General features: G+C 64.9%; 16 protein-coding genes. 7 read left to right on the top strand and 9 right to left on the bottom strand.

The window, feature by feature from the left end:
• Positions 1 to 288 precede the first annotated feature (288 nt).
• On the top strand, positions 289 to 1,239 hold the full coding sequence (locus tag VGQ44_06130; GenBank protein ID HEV8446374.1) for a polysaccharide deacetylase: 951 nt from the start codon (positions 289 to 291) through the stop codon (positions 1,237 to 1,239).
• A gap of 89 nt (positions 1,240 to 1,328) precedes the next feature.
• Complete coding sequence (locus VGQ44_06125; GenBank protein ID HEV8446373.1) at positions 1,329 to 1,667, top strand: ClpX C4-type zinc finger protein; 339 nt, start codon at positions 1,329 to 1,331, stop codon at positions 1,665 to 1,667.
• A 36-nt stretch (positions 1,668 to 1,703) separates the two neighbouring features.
• On the opposite strand, the gene VGQ44_06120 is transcribed toward VGQ44_06125, so the two are convergent.
• From VGQ44_06120 to VGQ44_06105, 4 genes are all read right to left on the bottom strand, one after another.
• Positions 1,704 to 2,327 (bottom strand): hypothetical protein, encoded by a 624-nt coding sequence (locus tag VGQ44_06120; GenBank protein HEV8446372.1) that lies wholly within the window; start codon positions 2,325 to 2,327, stop codon positions 1,704 to 1,706.
• Between the two features lie 19 nt (positions 2,328 to 2,346).
• The gene (locus VGQ44_06115) at positions 2,347 to 2,787 is read right to left on the bottom strand and encodes a nuclear transport factor 2 family protein (GenBank protein ID HEV8446371.1); all 441 of its coding nucleotides are present in this window, start codon (positions 2,785 to 2,787) and stop codon (positions 2,347 to 2,349) included.
• A 128-nt stretch (positions 2,788 to 2,915) separates the two neighbouring features.
• Entirely contained in the window at positions 2,916 to 4,646 is a 1,731-nt protein-coding gene (locus VGQ44_06110; GenBank protein HEV8446370.1) for an amidohydrolase, read from the bottom strand.
• Positions 4,647 to 4,789: 143 nt separating this feature from the next.
• The gene (locus tag VGQ44_06105; protein ID HEV8446369.1) at positions 4,790 to 5,314 is read right to left on the bottom strand and encodes a DinB family protein; all 525 of its coding nucleotides are present in this window, start codon (positions 5,312 to 5,314) and stop codon (positions 4,790 to 4,792) included.
• 9 nt (positions 5,315 to 5,323) lie between these two features.
• Here VGQ44_06105 and VGQ44_06100 point away from each other — a divergent pair, with 9 nt between their 5' ends.
• Positions 5,324 to 5,638, top strand: a complete 315-nt coding sequence (locus tag VGQ44_06100) for a response regulator (GenBank protein ID HEV8446368.1) — start codon at positions 5,324 to 5,326, stop codon at positions 5,636 to 5,638.
• 123 nt (positions 5,639 to 5,761) lie between these two features.
• Here the strand turns inward: VGQ44_06100 and VGQ44_06095 are convergent, their stop codons facing one another.
• The 4 genes from VGQ44_06095 to VGQ44_06080 form a co-directional block, all read right to left on the bottom strand.
• Positions 5,762 to 6,337, bottom strand: a complete 576-nt coding sequence (locus tag VGQ44_06095; GenBank protein HEV8446367.1) for a GNAT family N-acetyltransferase — start codon at positions 6,335 to 6,337, stop codon at positions 5,762 to 5,764.
• A 16-nt stretch (positions 6,338 to 6,353) separates the two neighbouring features.
• Complete coding sequence (locus tag VGQ44_06090; GenBank protein HEV8446366.1) at positions 6,354 to 6,530, bottom strand: hypothetical protein; 177 nt, start codon at positions 6,528 to 6,530, stop codon at positions 6,354 to 6,356.
• A 389-nt stretch (positions 6,531 to 6,919) separates the two neighbouring features.
• Complete coding sequence (locus VGQ44_06085) at positions 6,920 to 9,508, bottom strand: zinc-dependent metalloprotease (GenBank protein HEV8446365.1); 2,589 nt, start codon at positions 9,506 to 9,508, stop codon at positions 6,920 to 6,922.
• A gap of 279 nt (positions 9,509 to 9,787) precedes the next feature.
• On the bottom strand, positions 9,788 to 12,517 hold the full coding sequence (locus VGQ44_06080) for a DUF5916 domain-containing protein (GenBank protein HEV8446364.1): 2,730 nt from the start codon (positions 12,515 to 12,517) through the stop codon (positions 9,788 to 9,790).
• 247 nt (positions 12,518 to 12,764) lie between these two features.
• On the opposite strand from VGQ44_06080, the gene gcvT reads away from it, so the two are divergent.
• The gene (gene gcvT / locus VGQ44_06075) at positions 12,765 to 13,922 is read left to right on the top strand and encodes a glycine cleavage system aminomethyltransferase GcvT (protein ID HEV8446363.1); all 1,158 of its coding nucleotides are present in this window, start codon (positions 12,765 to 12,767) and stop codon (positions 13,920 to 13,922) included.
• A 159-nt stretch (positions 13,923 to 14,081) separates the two neighbouring features.
• Here the strand turns inward: gcvT and VGQ44_06070 are convergent, their stop codons facing one another.
• Entirely contained in the window at positions 14,082 to 16,100 is a 2,019-nt protein-coding gene (locus tag VGQ44_06070) for an alpha/beta fold hydrolase (GenBank protein ID HEV8446362.1), read from the bottom strand.
• A 216-nt stretch (positions 16,101 to 16,316) separates the two neighbouring features.
• On the opposite strand from VGQ44_06070, the gene VGQ44_06065 reads away from it, so the two are divergent.
• The 3 genes from VGQ44_06065 (at position 16,317) to VGQ44_06055 (ending at position 19,629) form a co-directional block, all read left to right on the top strand.
• Positions 16,317 to 16,814: a MogA/MoaB family molybdenum cofactor biosynthesis protein gene (locus VGQ44_06065; GenBank protein ID HEV8446361.1), complete on the top strand. Its 498-nt coding sequence runs from the start codon at positions 16,317 to 16,319 to the stop codon at positions 16,812 to 16,814.
• A complete protein-coding gene (locus VGQ44_06060) occupies positions 16,811 to 18,394 on the top strand; it encodes a sigma-54 dependent transcriptional regulator (protein ID HEV8446360.1) in 1,584 nt (527 codons plus the stop codon). Before VGQ44_06065 ends, VGQ44_06060 begins: the two co-directional genes overlap by 4 nt.
• Positions 18,395 to 18,822: 428 nt before the next feature.
• On the top strand, positions 18,823 to 19,629 hold the full coding sequence (locus tag VGQ44_06055; GenBank protein ID HEV8446359.1) for a hypothetical protein: 807 nt from the start codon (positions 18,823 to 18,825) through the stop codon (positions 19,627 to 19,629).
• Positions 19,630 to 19,988 lie beyond the last annotated feature (359 nt).

Raw genomic sequence — 19,988 nt, 5'->3', positions numbered from 1 at the left:
CGCGATCGCTGCGCGGGACGATCCCTCTAGTCGTCAGCGACAGGCGGTAGCGTCAGGAAGAGCGCGACACAGCGAACGTGTGCGGTCGGCGGAGGGCGAGGGGCGGGACTGTCTGGAGCGGAGCCGAGGAAGTATTGCCGGGCAGTGTCGGCAATACTTCACTGGTCCGCGGAAGACAGTCCCGCCCCTCGCTCCATGGGACAGGAAGCCGTGTTACGCCACCACGACGCCCTTGCCGTCGCGACCGCCACGAGGGATCGTCTATCGCGCCCAAACTCGGGGACTCTCATGCGCCGCCTCGCCCTGCTTGCCGCGCCGCTCATCGCCGCCAACCTCGCCGCCCAAGTCCGCCCCGGCGTGAAGCCGGGTTGGGAGTGGTCCGACGACTCCGTTTTCGCCGTCGTGAACGCCGTCCGCGCCGGCAAGAGTCTCAAGCCGAAAGCATGGCCAAACGGGGCGAAGGTCGCGGTGCTCTTCTCGTTCGACGTAGACAACGAGACCGTCTCGATACGCTTCGGGGAGCCGACGATCGGCGGTCTGTCGCAGAACGAATACGGCGCGCGCGCGGGATTGCCGCGCGTCGTCGCGCTCTTCGACAAATACAAGATCCCTGTGACGTACTTCATTCCGGCGATGAGCGCGCGGATCCATCCAGAGATGGTCGATCTCATCCGCAAATCCGGGCGCAACGAGATCGCGGTGCACGGCTGGATCCACGAGATGAACTCGCAGCTTCCATACGCGACGGAAAAGAACCTCCTTCAGCGAGCCGTCGACTACTGGACCAAGACACTTGGCCAGAAGCCGACCGGATATCGCGCGCCGAGCTGGAACTTCTCGCCGAACACGCTGCGCATTCTGCGCGAGATGGGGTTCAAGTACGAGAGCTCGATGATGTCCGACGAGAGCCCGTACGAGCTGCTCGAGAAAGGCAAGCCGACGGGCATCGTCGAGCTGCCGGTCGAGTGGATCATGGACGACGCGCCGCTCTACAATCCGCAGGGGAACGCCTACGCGTCGCCTCGGGAGGTCGCGCAAGTCTGGATGGACGAGTACGACAAGGCGTTGGAGGAGGGCTCGATGTTCATCCTCACCAACCATCCGCACATTTCGGGGCACCGCTCACGCGTCGTGGCGTTGGAGATGCTGATTCAGCACATCAACGCCAAAGGCGGCGCCTGGTTCGCGACGCACGACGCGGCGGCGAACTACGTCAAACAGCAGGCGGGGATGAAATAGCGTCGGGCTCGGCAGGTCAGCCCCCTTGCGCGGACACCGCGTCGGCGGCGAACCTCACGCAGGACGATCTGTCGCGCTACGAGGTGCTCGTGAACATCGTCGCAATGCTTGCCAAACGAACCGTCGCCCGCTTCATCCCCGGCGCGAAGGCGACCGTGCGTTGCAGCGCCTGTCAGAGGGAGCGGAACGGCAGCGTTCAGCTGATCGCCGGTCCCGGCGTGTATCTCTGCAACAGCTGCATTCAGCGCGCGTCGCGGCAACTCGCGCCGCGGCGACCGGCGCCGGATGCGATCCGCTGTCGCTTCTGCCGTCAGCTCCGGCCGCCGCCGGAAGTCACGCACGTCGAGGGCCTCGCCGTGTGCGCCGACTGTCTCGGCCTCATGGAGCACATCCTGGAGACGGCCGACACCTCGCGAACGGTCTCCTGAGACGTCGACGCGCCGCACTCGGGACACCGCGTCATGTCACCGCGCGAATTCGCGCTCGCGGATGGTCAGCAGAGCGCCGGCAAACGCGAAGCTCTTTCGATTGCGATCGACGCCGAGCTCGGGGCGGTACTTGCGTGACATCTCGGCGAGCGGTGTGATCATGGCGTGCTTCACCTTGCACGTTGTCTCGAACAGAAACGCCTGGCCGTTTCGCCGAAACACGACCCACACGTGACCGCGATCGTCGCTGGGCTCTCTCGGCGTCCAAGGAAGGCAACGCCCCTCGATGAGATCCGCGTCGATCCCGAGCTCGACCAGCTTGCGCCACGCCCAGATCGCGTGGTCTTCGCAGTCGCCGCGTCTGATTTGCTCGAACGTCCGAGGATGCTGCCAGTAGTCGGGCACGCGAAACAGATCGGGGTCGGAGACATATTCGCAGCCGAGCAGCCACTCCTGAATGTCGTCGACGTTCGACGTCGCGATACCGCTCGCCCCCTCGAAGTACCAGGCGAAATCGTGGATCGACCCGGCGCCGTACCGCTTCACCGGCACGCGATAATTGATTCGCTCCCACGGGTCGGCCACCGACACGCCGCGGAGCACGAGTCGCCACAACGGCCGCAACGGCCAGAACAACAAACCGCGAGCTGTGACCGTCACGATGTGCGTGACGTGCGCATCAACCGGGCGGCTCGGTGTGCGTGCATCCCGTCGTGCGCCGCGAGTCCGAGAGCTGCGTGATCTTCCACTGCGCCCCGACCTTCCTCAGCATGAACGCGTCGACGCCGCAGTGCGAGAATTCCTTGTTGCGGTGGAACGTGAAGTACGCCCACACCTGCGCGACGTCGCCGTCGATCCGAACCTCGGGATCGAAGATGCGCTCGTTCCACACGTCCCCCGCCGGAGATCGCACGATCGCCGCGCCGAACTGAGACGGAGCCAATAACGTCACCGACGTCACGCCGTCGCGCGTTCGCACGCCAGTAAGCCGGGCACTCGTATCGAACGCGACGCTGAGCAACGACGTATCTCGCGTCCGCATGGCGTCGAACACCTTCTGCACCACCGCCAACACCGCCGCCTTCTCCGATTCCTGTGCCCGCGCCGGCGTCGTGCTCACGCATAATCCCAACGCCGCGGCTACAAAGTAAACTCGCCTCACGATGAGTCCCTCGCTCCTTTTGACGTTCCGTCCACCCGTCCACCCGTCCACGCGTCCACCCGTCCACGCGTCCACCCGTCCACCGCCTACCCCTGATACGCCGTCGCTCCCCCGACCACCGTCCTCACGATCTGAATGTCCTTGATCTTCTCCGGACTCACTGCGTGCGGATCGTCGGCCAGCACCACGAAATCCGCCAGCTTTCCGGCTGTGATCGAGCCTTTCGTGGCTTCTTCGTGCGAGTTGTACGCGCCGTTGATCGTGTTGACGCGGAGCGCCTCGTCGACCGTGATGCGTTGATTCGCGCCCCACGTCTTTCCGTCCCAACCGGTGCGCGTCACCATCCCCTGAATTCCCATCAGCGGCGCGAACGGTCCGGGTGAGAAGTCGGATCCGGCCGCGGCCCAGACGCCCGCGTCGATGAACGTCCGATACGCCATGCTCCGCTTCATCAAGTCTTCGCCGTAGAACACGAACTTGTCGGAGTTGTAGTACGCGTACGTCGTGAACATCGCCGGTACGGCACCGAGCGCCTTGATGCGGCGCACGAGGTCGTCGTTGATGAGCGTGCAGTGCGTGATCTTCGGCCGCGCGTCCGCGCGCGGGAACGCCTTCTGCGCGCGCTCGACCGCCGTGAGGAACATGTCGATCGCCACGTCGCCGTTGGCGTGACAATTCACCTGGATGCCCGCTCGGTGCACGCGCTCGATCCACGCGTTGAGATCGTCCTGCTTCTCCGTGATGTTGCCGCGATAGCCGGACTGCAAGCCGGGGTAGGGAATGCTCAACGCCATCGTGCGCTCGGAGAACGACCCGTCCACCGTGTGCTCCGACGTCGCGCCGAACTTGACCCACTCGTCGCCGAAGCCGGTCATGATGCCGCCGTTGATCATCGAATCGAGCACGCGGCCGCTCGCCTCGTAGCTCACACGATGCAGCAGTTGTCCGCGAGCGCGCACCTCCTGAATCGCCGAAAGATCCCCGCCTTCGTGGTGCACGCTCGTCAGCCCGTAGCGTACGAACTGCTTCGAGATGTGCGCGATGCCGTCGCGTTCGCGCTGCGCTTGTTGCTCAGGCGTATATCGCGTCCGGTTGCCGACGCCGTTGAACGCGCCGCGCGCGCGGTCGGTGACACGTCCGTTCAACTCCCCGCTCTCGTCGCGGTCGTACGTTCCGCCCGGAGGGTTCGGCGTGCTCTTGTCGATCTTGGCCAGCTGGAGCGCCTTGGTGTTGTAGAACGACGTATGCCCGCCGCGGTGGTGCACCACCACGGGATGTTCGGTCGACACTTTGTCGAGATCGCTCGCGACGAGCTGCCGCTTGTCCTTCACCTTCGTGTCGTCGAAGAAGTATCCCTCGACCCACGTGCCCGGCGGCGTCTCCTGCGCTTTCGCGCGTAGCTTCTGCACGATGCTGTCGATCGTGACGAACTCTACCTCGAACGGATTCCCGACGAGCACCTCGTAGAGGAGCGTCGTTCCGCCTGCGTGGTTGTGGCAGTCGGTGAAGCCGGGCACGATCGTCATGCCCTTGGCGTCGTACGTCTGGCTGCCCTTGCGCGCGAGTCCGCGCACGTCGGCGCTGTTGCCGACGGCGATGATCCGCCCGCCGCTCACCGCGAACGCCTCCGCTCGAGGCATCGCCGCATCCATCGTGTAGACCTTCGCGTTCACGACGATCAGGTCGGGATCGGCCGCCGTGGAGAACGGCGACGCAGTAAACGGATGCCCGTCGCTGAACGTGGGCCGCGTGAGAATGCCCGCGGCGCTCGCCGCCGCCAGCCCCATGAATTCCCTGCGGCTCTGATGTTGGGTCATCGGATCTCCGGTGGACGGGTGGACAAGTGGACAAGAGCTTGCGGCCGGAACGCTTGGCGAGTGGGCGGCCAACTGATCGACGGCGCCGCTGATAAGCGTTTCGCTGTCCACCCGTCTACCCGTTTACCCGTCCACCCGTCCACCTACCTGTCGACGACGGGAAGATACGCCCGCCACGGCCCGATCGCACTTCGGTACTGTTTCGCCATCACGCGCGCGATCTGAGCGATGTGTCCCAGGTCGTGAACGACCCAGGTGGAGAGCAGTTGTTGAAGCGTGACGAGTCCGAACGCCGGATGCTCGGCCTCGAGCGAAAGGTGCTTCTCCGTGAGCTTCCAGTCGGCAAGCGTTCGCAGGCTGTCGGCACGGAGCGCTTCGAACTCGTCGAGCAGTTCGGCCAACGATTTGCCTTCGCTCTCGCGGAACTGCGCCTCCCGATCGAAGGGAGTGAAGCGGCGTTGCGGACCCTGCGCGAGAATGATCGTCGCGCGCGGAATCCAGTCGGCTCGTTCGCCATGGATGAGGTGCCCGACGATGACGTACGGACTCCATGTATCGGGGCCCTCGTTCGCGTTGGTCCACCCGGGCGACAACCCGGCGAGCATCGAGCGCAACGTACTCGGCGTCCGCTCGAGCACGCTGACGCCCATCGGTAGGTCAAAGTTCAAGAGGTCTCCCTGTCCACCTGTCCCAGCCGGCACCACCGTTCCCCTTTCGGTGCCCTGAGAGCCGCTGTCTATTGGAAGCTAGCAAGTCGGTCCCGGCCACTCCGGTCTCTCGGCGAATCGAGCCTCGATGCGACGCGCGCCCTCCGCGTGGCGGGGAGCCGCGTGCCGATCGTGGCGATCAGCGCCGACGCGACGCCCGGCGCGCGAACGGAGGCGATGAGCGCGGGCTGCAACGCGTTTCTCTGCAAGCCGTTCGATTCGGGAGATCTGGTCGCCGCGATTCGCTCTCTACACTCGGGAGTCGAACCTCTCGCGCCGGCCTGACCGAACGAAATCCGCGGACGCCGCAGAGAAACGCGCGCGTCTCATCGGCTTTCGTGGAGTACATCAACGCGTGCAGTCCGATGATCGCCATGGCGCGGTCTCTATCCGTGCGCTGGCGTCGCGCTAGTCGATGTCGCGGTGCCAGAGCAGCTGCGTTTCGTCGGGCAGGTCAGGGTACGCGCCACCGTTGGCGGCGTCCAGAACGAAGCCGTTCTTGGAGTAGAATCGACAGGCGGGGACGTTGATGTCTTGTGTCTCGACGAGAAGGCGCCGCGTGCCGCGCGCCGCCGACCATTCGACGACCGCGCTCAACAGTGCGCGCCCGACGCCGCGCTGTCGCATCGACGGATCGACACGGAGATCGAAGAGCAGGGCAAGGTCGTCGTGGCCGTCGAGTGCCGTGATCGCGCCGTCCCGCGCGGCGACCGCCGCGCCGCCGACTCGTTTGCCATCGATGCGCGCGGCGAAGAATCCCCAGCGGTCGAGATCGAATCGCGTCGCCCAGCGGTGCGGGCTATTGTCGGGGTAGGCGTCGTAGTCTTTGAGGCAGGGCCTTGCGATGGTGCGCGACTCGACGCGAGAGCCTCGGCTCGCCAGAAGCGCGTCCACGTCGACGACACTCTCGACACGAAAGGCGATCGGAATCGACGCATACTCCGCGATCGCACGCGCGTTCTCCATCCTGACGTCGACGCTCACGAACCGATGGCGCCGCTCAGGGGACGACGTTCAACACCATCGCTCCCTGCACCGCCGGATTCACCGTCAGGCTCGCGACGATCGTCGTGTGACCGGCTGCACGCGCTCTCACTAGCCCCGTCACCGAATCCACGGTGGCGACGGTGGCGACCGTCGTGTCGGCGGCACGCCACCGGAACGTGACATCCGCCAACGGATCTTGCGGACAGGGCTCGATGTTTGTAGGAGACTCTCATACTGACCTCAACATAACACCAGAAACGACGGCGGATCATCGCTTCCGTAGCCCGCCGGCACGGGCGACGCAACGGCTCGGTAGTGCCAGTACAGCCAGATCCTCGCGGCCCGGCAGCACGCAAACAGCCCGGGGACCAAAGCGACGAGTCGAAGGCGGGTGCGTCTGTTCATCGATCAACAACGATCGACAGCCGCTTCCGATCACGTCGGAGACCGTGACGCGAAACGGCGCTGACACGAAGTCAGCGCCGTCAGGAAGTCCGCGCTCCTAGGGCGTTGGCGCTCCCAGGAAGTCAGCGCCTTAAGGAAGTCAGCGCTCCTAGGAAGTCAGCGCCCTCACAAGGCCTACCGCTTCGGATCGAGTATCTCCCCAATCCGATGATCCACGCCCGCCAGATGCAGCCTCGTCTCCCGATCCGTCGTTCTCCCCTGCGCCGCACGCACCTTCTCCCGCAGCGCGACTATCTCACCCCGAATCTCCGATCGCGCGTCTTCCGCCAGCGGCGCGATCGTGATCCCGAGCGCCGCGAGCTGCTGGATCTGCGCCAACTGCGCGGCCGGCGGATTCAGCTTGTTGTTCATCTGCGTGAGGTAGCTGTTCTGGAGCGTGCGCCGGTATGGATCGATCTTCGGCGACGGCGCCGACAGCTCGGACCAGATCCCGTTCTGGAGATCGTCCAGCATCTCGGCGAGCGTGTAAACGTCGCCTGGATTCTTGGCCGTCGCCGCGCCCTCGAGCAGGAAGTTGAGCCGCTGGTCCACGAGCACTTGCGAGAGCACGCGGGTTTGCGCGTTGCCGATGCGCGTCAGCATCGCGCCCGGCTCGATGCGGGCCGCGATCTCCGGATGGATGAGATACGTCGGCGTCGTGAAGACGCTGTCGTTCAGGAAGTGCATCGCGCCCTTCTGACGGGCTTTGGAGATCGCGGTGAACACGTTCCCCTTCTGGCTTCCCGACTTGTAGACGACCGTTCCGGCGCCGATCATCGTCGCCGGGTGCACGGCTTCCGTCGCCCACTGGCCGACCGTGCGATCATAGAGATTCTGCAACAGCGTATTGTCGTCGCCGGGCCGAGTCCCGGCCGCCGCGACGTAGCCCATGACCCGCGCGATGTTCTTGAAACCGAGGCCCGTGGACTTGACGGGGTCACCGTCGCCGACGGCTTCGCTCATCGTGCCGTAGCCGCCGAACGAGTTCCCGGCCGAGAAGCGATACCACGGAATCGAGTCCTGCATGTCCGACCACTTCTCGAGTGTCGCTCGCTCGGCGTCGGGATTCTTCGCGTTTGGAATTTCCTTATAGCCCCACATGATCGAGTACTTGTCCCACGGACCAACGCGCGGCAGGATGTCGTCGAGCGCGACCTTGTCTTCGGGCTGGGCGACGTAGTTCATGCGCGAGTAGTCCATGATGCTCGGGCTGTGGCCCATGCGGTGCGTCCACGACGGGCTGCGCAGCGAGTCCGCCGGGTACGTCGAGCTGCCGATCTGGTCGTGCTGGAGTCCAAGCGTGTGGCCGATCTCGTGGGCGACGCCGAACTCGATCAGCTTGCCCATGAGCGAGTCGGGGAAGGGAATCGTGCGCGCGCGCGCGTCGAGCTGCGATGCCTGGGTGAAATACCAGAACTCCATCAGCTCGATGAGGTTGTGGAAGATCATCGACGAGCCGTTCAGCGTCTCGCCCGTGCGCGGATCCTGGATGCTCGGGCCGACCGAGTTCTCGACGGTGGAGGGCAGCCAGCGCACCATCGTGTGCCGGATGTCTTCCGGCGACCAATCCGGATCGTTCTTCGGCACTTCACCCGGGATGATGCCATCCTTGAACCCCGCTGCCTCGAATGCCGGCTGCCAATCGAGAATCGCCTTGCGGATCCAGGGCTTCCACTGATCCGGCGTATCCGGATCGACGTAGTAGACGATCGGCTGCTTCGGATAGCAGAGGTTTTCTTCCCTTCGGTCGGAGCACTCGAGGCGCCACCGCGTGACGTAGCGCTTCCGCTTCGCAACCTGTTCCGACGTGCTGAAGTCCACCGTGCCGACCGTGAAGAATCCGGTTCGCTCGTCCGCGTAGCGCGGCTTCATCGGATGCTCGGGCAGACGCACGATGCTCCAGTGCGCGATGACGCTCTGCGCCGGCCGAGCCGCCGTGGGCAGGCCCGGCAGGGTGGGGCCATTGGCGCCTGGTGTGCCGGTCTGCGTCGCTTCGATCTCGACGTTGTCGGGGAACGCGATGTCGCGCTCGATGAACGAACGGGTCGGGTCCACCGCGGTCGGCAGATTGCTGCGAATCGCCGCAAACTCAGGCACGTTCGTGGTGAACAGACGCGTCACGTCGATCACCGGCGCGCTGTCCGGCCCGTACGCATCGACGGGGAACGTCGCGATGATCGGCGCATAGTTGGAGTTCTGCACCGATCGATACACCGCGTTGCCCGTATCCGCGCTGATCGCGTACGACGGCGAACGCAGGATTACGCGGTTGCCGACTCGGTCCCAACGCAGCGTGCGCGACGCGAACTCGTCGCCCGCGTAGTCGCCGAATCCCGGATTGCCGGGACCAGGTGTCTGATTCCCCGCCGGTGCGCGCGCGAGCCGTCCGACCATCAGCTGATCCTTGTCGAGCTCCTTGGCCGGAATCTCGAACAGCAGCCGGTCACCGACGCGGTGCACCTTGAACATCCCGACTCGCGTCTTGGCGTCGGGCGTGACCACGCGGTTGTATGGTCGTGGCGCCGCCGCCGCCGCCGCCAATGGATTCACCGCGCCACGTCCGCCGGTCGTATCGCCGCCAGGATTCGTCGGCAGACCGCCGCGTCCGGCGTTCGGAACCTGAGCTGTGGGCTGCGCGGGGGCCGGGCTTGGAGCCGGCGCCGGGGCGGGTTTCGAGCACGCCAAGCCCAAAGCGGCGCCCGCCAGGAAGTAACGCAATCGCATGTGTTTTGGGGTGAGGGAAGCGGCCTAAACCTGCGGCTGTGCTCGTCCCCGCGCAACAGCCTCGTACGTTGGCGTCTCAGCGCGGACCGAGTTTCCGCAGCGTGGTGGCCGCCCCTCACCCGTCATGTGGCGCTCGCACAGGCTGAGGCGAGCGGGTGGGACTGTCTGGAGCGGAGCCGAGGCAGTATTGCCGGGCAGTGTCGGCAATACTGCGCTGGTCCGCGGAAGACAGTCCCACCCCGAGCCTTCCCCCGACGAAAAGCGCCGTTCACGCCGCCGTCATCGGGGCAGCCACCACGACGCTTTGACGAGGAAAATGTTATCCGGCCGCGCCGCGAACAGCGCGGATCGGTCGCGGCTGAATTCGAAATCGCCGAAGTTCGAGTCGGCGAGCCGCGACTGCGTCCAGGCGACGTACAGCACCGACCCCGGCCGGTACTCCCAGCGGAACACCGCGTTCCCGCGCAGCGATTGCTCGCTGAAATCGCGATTCGGAATGACGATCGCCGACGCCGGGCCGGCGCCGTCGGGATCCACGCCGTAGAATGCGATCGCGCCGGTCGTGTCGCGCGTCGCGGTGATCGTGCCGCGGTCCTTTCCGTACGTCGCCAAGATGTCGGTGCGCGGCGCGACGTATTCCTTGTAATCGTAGAAGTGCCCCGCCGCGAAGAACGGTTGCATGTACAACTCGAGCGACATCGTTGGCGAGAACGTGACGTTGAGCCGCGTGTCGAGGCCGAGGGTGCGTTGCTTGAGCGTCGACACGACGTACCGCGTCCCGTAAAACGCCTTCGCCGTGCTGTCCGGGAATGCGCCGACGTACATCGTTGGGTTGCGGCTCGGACTCCACGACGGGCCAAGTGACATGCTGACGTTCGACACGGGCCGATACGTCGCGCTGACCGACACGCCCGGATTCAAGCCACCGAGCGCGTCAGAGTAGCGGCTCAGACTGAGGTTCCCGATCAACTTCGTGCGTGAATCGCTGGAGACGTCCAGCTCGACGTATTCGCTGCGTGGCGCGATCACCGCGGGGCCGCCGCGCAGCGCCTTGTCGTCGACGACGGATGGCCGATGGATGCCGAACACCGTCACGTTCCAGAACTGCGGCGTCGTCTCCGACCAGTAGGCGTGGAGCTGCTGCTGCGTGCGGTCGCCCTCGAAGTTCCGTTGATCCTGCCCGCCGGCGATCGTGACGATCTGCCGGTACCAGTTCGTCGGCTTGGTCCAGAGTCGGCCGATGTTGCCGTTGAACCAGATGTAGTCGGCCCGCTGCTGGAACGCGTAGTCGTTCGTCTCGTAGCCCGGCGTGCGCATGTTGGTCTGTAGCTCGCCAAACCAATCGCCCGTTTGCTTCGAGGCGCGCACATAGAGCCCCGCGCCGCGCATCGCCGTCGCGTTCGAATCCAGGCGATTCGAGAGAAAGCCGCTGGACCCCGCGCCGCGATCCGGCCGCTGGAGATAGCGAGCGCTCGACTCCTGTCGCAGCAGGATCTCGCGGGCGTCGCCGGACACGTTCGTGACGGCAGCAGACGCCTGGAGCAAGTACATCTGCTGCTTCCACGTGTACACGACGTCGTTGCCGTACATCTCGGCGTGGCGCGCGAGGAGCGGAGCAAACGTCGTGTCGAGGCTGCGCTGAAGTCCGCTCGCCACCGCGCCGACGACGAGATTGCCGTTCATGTAATCGTGCTTGATGCGACCGACGAAGTAGTTCGCGAGCGGCTCGACCTCTTGCGTGCCGCGCACGCCGCCCGGCGTCTCGATGCGCGCATTGGCCCGGCCGGTGACCGCATCGAGGAGACCGATCGTATATCCGCTCGCCGTGCGACCGGTGATCTTGCCCGCGCCCCAGATCGTCGTCGCATCGGGCACGTCGGAATAGAGATTCGCGTCGGTGGCGAGGAACGAGCCCGTCGGCGCGCGTCCGACGCGTCGCGAATAGAACGCGCTCATCGACTCCATGTTGCTGCAGAAGTTGCAGCCCGCGCTGCCGAAGTCGAACACTTGCGAGCCTTCGATGAAGAACGGCCGCTTCTCCTGATAGAAGGTCTCGAAGGCCGACAGATTGAGCACCGCCGGATCGACTTCGACCTGGCCAAAATCAGGATTGAACGTCGCGTCCAGCGTGAGGTTCGACGTGAGGCGATCCTTGAGATCGAGCCCCGCGCGCATCGTCGGACGGCCATGCGTGTTGAACGGATCGCCCGGCGAATCGGCCACGGCCGACGACTTCGTCACGACATAGGGCAGCAGCTCGAGGTGGCCCGTGGCCGCGGGGATGTGCAGCCCCTCGAGATGTCCGAAGCGCTGCGGGCCGCCCGCTTCGGTCTTTCCCCACCACGACCACTGATCCTGTTCGTTGTTCCGCTTGATGAAACGCCGCACCTGAAGTCCCCACGTCTGCACTTCGGCCCGCGGAAAGCGAAGTTGGCTGTATGGAATGCGGATCTCGGCCGTCCATCCGTCTTCGTCGATGTGCGTCACGCCTTCCCAGACGGGATCCCATCCGGAGTCGCAGCACGACGTGCCGATGCCGATCTGATCGCCCTTCGACCCGGATGGGTTCAGGTCGAAGAACGCGCGGCTCAAATGGTCGTGATAGCTGTCGATGACCAGCTCGAGGTAGTCCGAGTCGAAGTTCCCGTCGCGGCGCACGAGTCGCGTCATCACACCCTTCGCACCCTCGGTGTCGTACATCTTCGCGCCGACGTACAGCGCGTCGTCATCATATAGGAAGCGGACTTCGGTGCGCTGCGATCCCTTCTCGCCTTCGTTGGGATCGATCTGCCTGAAATCCGTGATCGGCGTCGCCGCCTGCCACGCGTTCTCGTCGAGCTGTCCGTCGAGAACGATCGCGCCATTGCGCTTCACGGCCACCGCACTCGGCACCGCGACTTTGTGTCCGTAGGCCAGCGTATCCGCCGGCGCTGCCCTTTGGCGCACTACGCCCTGCGCGGCGACAATCGCAGGGACAAATAGAAAGCAGAGGGAGAGGAGTCTGGGCATGGGGGGCTGCTCGTCGTCCTGTTTGGGGGTGGACAGGTGGACGGGCAACAGCCTGAGCTGCGCTAACTGCAGTTGCCGTCCATCCGTCAACCGGTCCACCTGTCCACCACTACGCGGCTTAGACGCGGGACGATTCGTCAGAGTTGTGAGTCGGCTCGAACCCGGACACGATTCTTACAACGGCGGTACCGCGGCCTATCCCCACGACGCGCTTCACCCTAGGACACGCGGTCCCCATATTCCCCGCATGTCCACTACATCGGCTCCCCCGACCACGACGCCCGCGGCTGCCCCGGTGACACCGCAGAGCGCGCTCAAGCGTACGCCCTTCTACGAGAAGCACGTCGCGCTCGGCGCGAAGATCGTTCCGTTCGCCGGATACGAGATGCCGGTCCAGTATCCGGCCGGCATCACCGTCGAGCACAAAGCCGTCCGCGAGCGATGCGGTCTGTTCGATGTATCGCACATGGGCGAATTCATTATCCGAGGCCCGGGTTCCTCGGCCGTCGATTTCGTGAACTACGTGACGACGAACGACGTCGCGGCGCTCACGATCGGCCAGGTGCACTACTCGACGATCCTCAACGACCGCGGCACGATCGAGGACGACTGCCTCGTCTATCGCTTTCCCGACCGCGTGATGATGGTCGTGAACGCGTCGAACGTCGCCAAGGACTTCGCGCACATCGCAAAGCTCGCCGACAAGTTCGGGGTGCAATTGACGGACGTGAGCGACCAGATGGGCCTTCTCGCCCTCCAGGGGCCGCTCGCCGCGTCGATACTTCAGCCGCTCACCGACGTCGACCTGTCAGGGATCGGCTACTATCATTTCGCCGAAGGCAAGGTGTCCGGCATGCCGATGATCGTCTCGCGCACCGGCTACACCGGCGAAGACGGCTTCGAGCTCTATCACGACGTCCAATACTCGACGCGCCTCTGGGACGCGCTCATGGGCGCCGGCGATGTCACGCCCGCGGGACTTGGCGCGCGCGACACGCTGCGACTCGAGATGGGAATGGCGCTCTACGGCAATGACATCGACGACACGGTCACGCCGCTCGAGGCCAACCTTGCGTGGCTCGTCAAGCTCAAAAAGGGCGAGTTCGTCGGCAGCCCGGTGCTGAATCGACAGAAGGCCGAAGGGCTGACCAAGAAGCTTGTCGGATTCACACTCGGCGACCGCAACATTGCGCGACACGGCTATCCCGTGTTCGCCGACGGCGCGGCGAGTGGCGTCGTGTGCAGCGGGACGATGAGCCCGACGCTCGGAATTCCGATCGGGACGGCGTACTTACCGACCGCTCTGGCGAAGGAAGGGACGGCGTTCGAGGTGGAGATTCGAGGAAAGCGAGTGCCGGCGAGCGTCGTGAAGATGCCGTTCTACAAGGAAGGGAGTCACCTGTAAGAACAGGGCCGAGGTCTCAGTGCTCGGCTCTGAGTTCTGAGATTCGTTTGAGTTCGACGCAACACTCTGGCATCTCGAAGCTCCGGGCGAGCCAAGCCCCGAGCAACAGCTGTGAGCATGAGCCGCGAGCCCTTACGCTCGCGGCTTCTTTTTCAGCGATTACTTGTCCACCTGACGGGTGGTGCACCCGGCTTTCTGCGGCTTGTTCTCCAACCGCTCTTGCGTCCACTTCACCAGCTCGGGCCCGACCGGCGACCGTGGCGCATCCATGTTTCCGTGATCGAGGCCGGAGAACGTGATGTACTCGATGCTCATCCCCGCGAGACACTGCTGCTGAACGAACCGGCTCGTGATCTCGGGACTCACCATCTGATCCGCCATTCCTTGCACGACGAGCAGCGGAGCGGCGATGGGGCCGTTGGGGTCGTTCTCGCGAAGACGGTTGCCTAGTCCGTCGCTGTCCGGGTTCGCGAGGAGCGGTGCGCCGACGAGTTGCATGAGAAGCGGCTGAGCCGCGCGCATACCGTCGTCGTCGAAGCAGAGCTCGGACATCTTGCGCGCAGCGGCCTGGCCGTTGCGGCGCACGATCTCGTTGAACTTCACGTCCGAATAGAACTGGCTGTACGCCGTCGCGACGAACGAGCCGACGCTCGCTTCGACCGGGTCGCCGCGGTGGATCGTGAGCAGGGCGCCCATGTCCGTCGGGGGCGAGTCGGCGACCACACCGATGACGTTGGCGTCGGGCGCGTATTTCGGCGCGATGATGCCCGCCCAGAGCGCCGCGTGTCCGCCTTGCGAGTGCCCCCACACGACGGTGCGCGGATCCAATGAGAGATCTCGTATCTGGTGCGCCGCGCGCACCGCGTCGAGCGCCGAGCGCGCTTCGCCCTGCCCGATGAGATACGGATTTGGCGCGACGGTGCCGAGTCCCGGGTAGTCCGGTGCGACGAGGACCCAGCCCCGCGAGACGATCTCGTTGATCGCCGGCACGTCGTCGATCGGATTCGGCCGCAGCGACGGCGCGCAGCGGGGAACGATTCCCAGCGAGCCGTGCGCCCACGAAATCACGGGCCGCTCGCGGTCGCTCGGCGCAATCGGCACGAGCACTGTCGCGCTCGCGACGGCCGACGTGCTGTCGTTGAGCGTGGTCGTATAAAGAATTCTCCAAGCCTTCGTTCCCGCCGGAATCTTGCGGCCCGTCAGCAATTCGGCTCGGATGAGTCGCCCCGGCTGAGAGGGCACCATCGGCGGCGGATCGTAGAAGGGCTCCGGAGCGGCGATCGTTCCGGCCGCCATCCTGATCTCAGGCGTCCCTCGGCTTCGGAACTTCGCTTTCTCGTCCATCAACCAGATGCGATATCCGTCGGGATCGACCCAGGCGCGAACGCCGACCGTCGCGACACGGGCTCGCTTTCCCTCGAAGTTGAACGATGCCGGACGCGTCGCGAGCCAGATGTCCGGATGCAGCGTCCCCATGTCGGTGAACGCCTCGAGATAGTCGGGGTTGCTGCCGTTCCACCGATACGACGCGTTCGCGACGATCTGCCGAGTCGATTTGACTTCCGTGCAGCAGGGGAACGCGACGTCGTATGACCGGTCGGCTCCGTGCACCGTGGTCGTCCATGTCGTCGCGCCGGCGGTCTGTCCCGCGCCGGCGTGCGCTACGAGCGTGACGTCTCCAAGCGAGACCGTGTCACCCACGTGCAGAATCCGGTCGGGCAGAACCGGCGGGAAGTAGAAGCTCGCGAGCGAACCGTACAACGGGTCCGAACGGCCGCCGGTCGCGAGCTCGGTCGAATCGGCGTCCATGACCGCGACACTCGCACCGGAAAGCTTCTTGAAGTGCGCGAGTGTCCCGGCGTTGTCGATGCGGGCCTGCGAGACGAGCAGCAGGCGAATGTCCTCTGGCTTGAACCCGGCGGCGCGAATCGCCTGCTCGAGTTCATCCGCCGACTCCGGCAGCGCACCGTTGAGCAGGATGTGACCAGCCGGCGTCGCGATGAGATACGCTGCCAATCCGCGCGTCCCCACGTAGTAGACCGGTCCGACGATGTGCTGGGGGGGCGTGGACTCCGTCCACGTCTTCTCGTAGCCCAGTTGAAGTAGTGGCTGCTGCTGTTGGGCGGTAACCGCGGCTGCCATCCCGAACTGGAGCGCAATGACGAATGCCGTTCGCATCAAGGTTCCTTCTAGAACTCCTGGAAATCGTAGGTATTCATCACCCGGGCCAGTGAGAGGACGAGGGACGTATAAACGGGTGGACGGGTGGACGGGAACAGCCGCGCCTCTCAGGCAGTTCCCCGTCCACCGGTCCACCGGTCCTCCTGTCCACCTGTCCACCAGCCCGCCCTCACGAGCCTTTTCCGCCGGCCCGGGGGCCCGCAAATTTGGCGCATGCGGGTTGCCATCCTGACAATCTCCACCGCCGCCGCCCGCGGCGACCGGGCCGACACGTCCGGCGATACTATAGAAGCGTGGGTTAGCGGCCGAGCCGACGCCCTCGCCGCGCGGACAGTCGTCCCCGATGACACCGTCCAAATCGTCTCGGCCCTCGCCACCTGGGCGGACGGCGACGAGGCCGATCTCATCCTCACCACCGGGGGGACGGGTCTCAGCCCCACCGACCAGACCCCCGAAGCCACTCGCGCGGTCCTCGACCGCGAAGCTCCGGGAATCGCCGAGCGGATCAGGGTTTTGGCGATCCAATCCCAGCCGAGGGCGGCGCTGGCGCGCGGGGTGGCGGGAGTGCGTAACAAAACTCTCATCGTGAATCTGCCCGGCTCGACGACCGGTGTGCGCGACGGGCTCGCCGCGCTCGACCCGATCGTCGGTCACGCCGTGGCGATCATCCGCGGCGCGGCGACCGACCACTCGCCGGCGGTGTCGTCATGAGAGCGCTGCTCACGCTGCAGGACGTCGAGCCCGCGGTTCGCATCAACGCCGTACTCGAGCGCGAAGGAGTCGAGACCGCGCTCGTCTCGCCGCTCGACGACATTCGCTCGACCATCAGGCGCCAAAAGCCCGACGTCCTCGTGTTCACGGGCGACCTCACCGATCCGCTCACCGTCTCGCTCGTCAAGGAGCAGCTCTGGGACGGCGCGCCGTCGGTCGGCCTCGCCGAGTCGTCCGATCCCGGGCTGATGGTTCGTCTGCGGGCGATCGGCTTCGTCGAGATCTTCAGCAAACCGGTGAACGTCGACGAAGTCGTCGCCGGCATCAAACGCGTCCTCGAGCGCCGGCGTCTCCAGCGTCTCACTGGCCTCATCGGCGAGAGCGACGCGATGCGCGAGGTGATGGTGCAGGTGGAGCAGATGGCTCCGGTCTCGAGCACCGTTCTCATCGAAGGCGAGAGCGGCACGGGGAAGGAGCTCGTCGCGCGCGCGATCCACATGCTGTCGAACCGCCGAGCGAAGCCTTTCATCGCCGAGAACGTCGGCGCGTTGCCGGAGACGCTCCTCGAGAGCGAGTTGTTCGGCCACGAGAAAGGAGCGTTCACCGGCGCCGCCGAGCGGAGACTCGGCCGGTTCGAGCTCGCCGACACGGGAACGTTGTTCCTCGACGAGATCGGCGAGATTCCGCCCGCGACGCAGGTCAAGCTTTTGCGCGTGCTCGAGGAACGCGAGTTCATGCGCGTCGGTGGTGTGTCGCGGATCTCGGTCGACGTGCGCGTCATCGCCGCGACGAACCAACCGATCCGCGAGCTGGTCGACGACGGGCGCTTCCGCGCCGATCTGTTCTACCGCCTCAACGTTCTGCGCATCTATCTCCCGCCGTTGCGCGAGCGCCCCGAAGACATTCCCATGCTCGTTCGCCGCTTCATCGGCGACTACTCGGCGCAGCACGATCGCAAATTCCACGGCATCTCGGCCGACGCGATGCAGCGCCTCGCCGAGTATCCGTGGCCGGGGAACGTGCGCGAGCTGCGCAATCTCATCGAGAGCATGGTCGTCCTCGCCCCCGACCACGAGATAGAACCAAACGATCTGCCTCGCCACATCCGGGAGGGCGGGGGAGCCCGGTTCCTGCCCGTGCACGTCGGCCCGATTCTCCGCGCGCAAGACGCGGCGACGGCCGGCGGGCGCGAATTGGAATTCATCGTTCGCAGTTTGCTCGAGCTCAAACTGCAAGTCGAGGAATTGCGACGTCGCATCGACGATCGCCCGCACGACGGGTGGATCGGCGAAGTACCGGCGAACGCAGTGCCGAGCGTCGCGAACGCGAACGCATTGCCCACGCCGACGCCGAGCTCAGTCGGCGCGATCGAACCGCGCGATCAACCGCCGCCGCCGAACGTCGTGAGCATCACGCCGGGCATGACGATGGCGGAGATCGAACGCGCCGCGATCGAGCTCGCGCTTCGCGAATCGCGCGGCAATCGCCGCCGCGCCGCCGACATGTTGGGGATCGGCGAGCGAACTCTTTATCGGAAAATCAAAGAGTATCGAATGCCGGAACATCCGGAGATCGAGTAGTACCGTACGCCGAGACTTCCGAACTCCGAAACGGCAGAACTCCGAAACTTCCGAATTCCGAAGCGGCGAACCTGACGGAGTCCGACAACTGCCGCACTCCGAAACTACCGAACTCCGGACTTCGCCACTCAGCGAAGATTTCGTTGCAGCTGCCGTCCACCGGTCCGCCTCTCCACCCCGTCCACCTTGTGCGCAGTTATTCACACCCGTTACACGCCATGCGGTCACTTATTCACATTTCATGTTGACAGCGACCTTTTTCGTTGATGTAAGGGCATTTACGCTTGCCAAAAGCAGTCAATAAGGGGCATATTCACGCCCCTCTTAATGTCGAGTTCGGGCGAAGCGGCTCGTTTTCGGCGTGACGGCGGGCCGGTGCCGTCGTCTTTACCGGGTAGTTCCTGCCTAACCGACGCCGGAGTACTGCGTTGCCGCTCCCCAACAGCAATTCTGCGCCAACGGCCGAGTCGTCTCTCATCGCCGGAAGCGTCCTTCCCATTCAGCGTGCCGAGGAGTTGCTCGCCACGCTGCCGGGCGTGATGTCTGCCCGCATCGTCGCGAGCCCGAACGGGGCCGTCGACGAGATTCACATTCTCACGACGACGGAATTCACGCCGAAGCAGACGGTGCGGAACGTCGAGAGTGCGTTGATTGCGCACCTCGGCATGCACGTCTCGCATAAAAAGATTTCGGTGGCGACGTCGGACGATGGCCAGAAGAATTCTCGCAACGGAAATGCCGGGAACGGCGCGACCGCGTTGCCGTTGAAGACCGCCGCGACACAACCGGCCATTTTGTCCAGTGCGCCGCGCGCGTTCACCGCGGCGACGACGGATGCGATCGCGGTGATCAACCGCCGGCGGATCTACTTCGAGGACGTCGAAGTGCGCCGCTCACGCACGCGCGGTGTGACGTGCCGAGTGACGCTGCGTAAAGGCGACCAATCGTACGTTGGCGAGGCGGAAGGCATCGAGAACGAGCGCCTTCGCATCGAGCTCGCCGCCCGCGCGTCGCTCACCGCGATCAAGCTTGCCGAGGGCGACGAGCGAGTGCTGGGGTTGGAGGGCTGCCGTTTCCTCGAGGCCTTCGACCGCAACTTCGTGTTCGTGGGCGTCTCGACGAAGCACGGCCGCGACACAGCGTTGATGACGGGTAGTGCCGAGGTGAGAGAGAGTCCGGAGACGGCGAGCGTCCTGGCGGTGCTGGACGCGACGAACCGTTGGTTGGACCGGTAGCACCCTTTAAACCCCGCGAGGCGCGGGGTTTTCGGCCTCTGATTACAGAATTGTAGCTTAACGGCGAAAGTAGTAACAAAGTGTATCATCGTGGGGCGAGTAAAGCTCGGATCACGATACTAAAGGAGAACGGCAGAACGACCGGGCCCGCCGTGGGGCGCGAGGTTGCGTCGCCGAAGGTGGGTTCGCGCGTCAGCGGAAGCAAGCACGGCGAACTGTTCACTATCCTCTCATTTCACATCTTAGACAACTAGAAAACGACCCCCTCCCTCGCTAAAGCGAAGACGAGCGGAGGACAAATCCGTCCAGTGTAGTTGAGCGAAGCTCACTTTGGAGCACGGGAAGCCAACCCGTGACTG

The organism is Gemmatimonadaceae bacterium (genome assembly GCA_036003045.1).
Classification (GTDB): Bacteria; Gemmatimonadota; Gemmatimonadetes; order Gemmatimonadales; family Gemmatimonadaceae; genus JAQBQB01.
This window is presented reverse-complemented; position numbering and strand designations above follow the sequence as displayed.

What these genes read in the sequence shown, in the direction of transcription:
- VGQ44_06130 (HEV8446374.1), top strand. Translation starts at nt 289, where the DNA reads ATGCGCCGCCTCGCCCTGCTTGCCGCGCCGCTCATCGCCGCCAACCTC.
- VGQ44_06110 (HEV8446370.1), bottom strand. Translation starts at nt 4,646, where the DNA reads ATGACCCAACATCAGAGCCGCAGGGAATTCATGGGGCTGGCGGCGGCG.
- VGQ44_06085 (HEV8446365.1), bottom strand. Translation starts at nt 9,508, where the DNA reads ATGCGATTGCGTTACTTCCTGGCGGGCGCCGCTTTGGGCTTGGCGTGC.
- VGQ44_06080 (HEV8446364.1), bottom strand. Translation starts at nt 12,517, where the DNA reads ATGCCCAGACTCCTCTCCCTCTGCTTTCTATTTGTCCCTGCGATTGTC.
- gcvT (HEV8446363.1), top strand. Translation starts at nt 12,765, where the DNA reads ATGTCCACTACATCGGCTCCCCCGACCACGACGCCCGCGGCTGCCCCG.
- VGQ44_06070 (HEV8446362.1), bottom strand. Translation starts at nt 16,100, where the DNA reads ATGCGAACGGCATTCGTCATTGCGCTCCAGTTCGGGATGGCAGCCGCG.
- VGQ44_06065 (HEV8446361.1), top strand. Translation starts at nt 16,317, where the DNA reads ATGCGGGTTGCCATCCTGACAATCTCCACCGCCGCCGCCCGCGGCGAC.
- VGQ44_06060 (HEV8446360.1), top strand. Translation starts at nt 16,811, where the DNA reads ATGAGAGCGCTGCTCACGCTGCAGGACGTCGAGCCCGCGGTTCGCATC.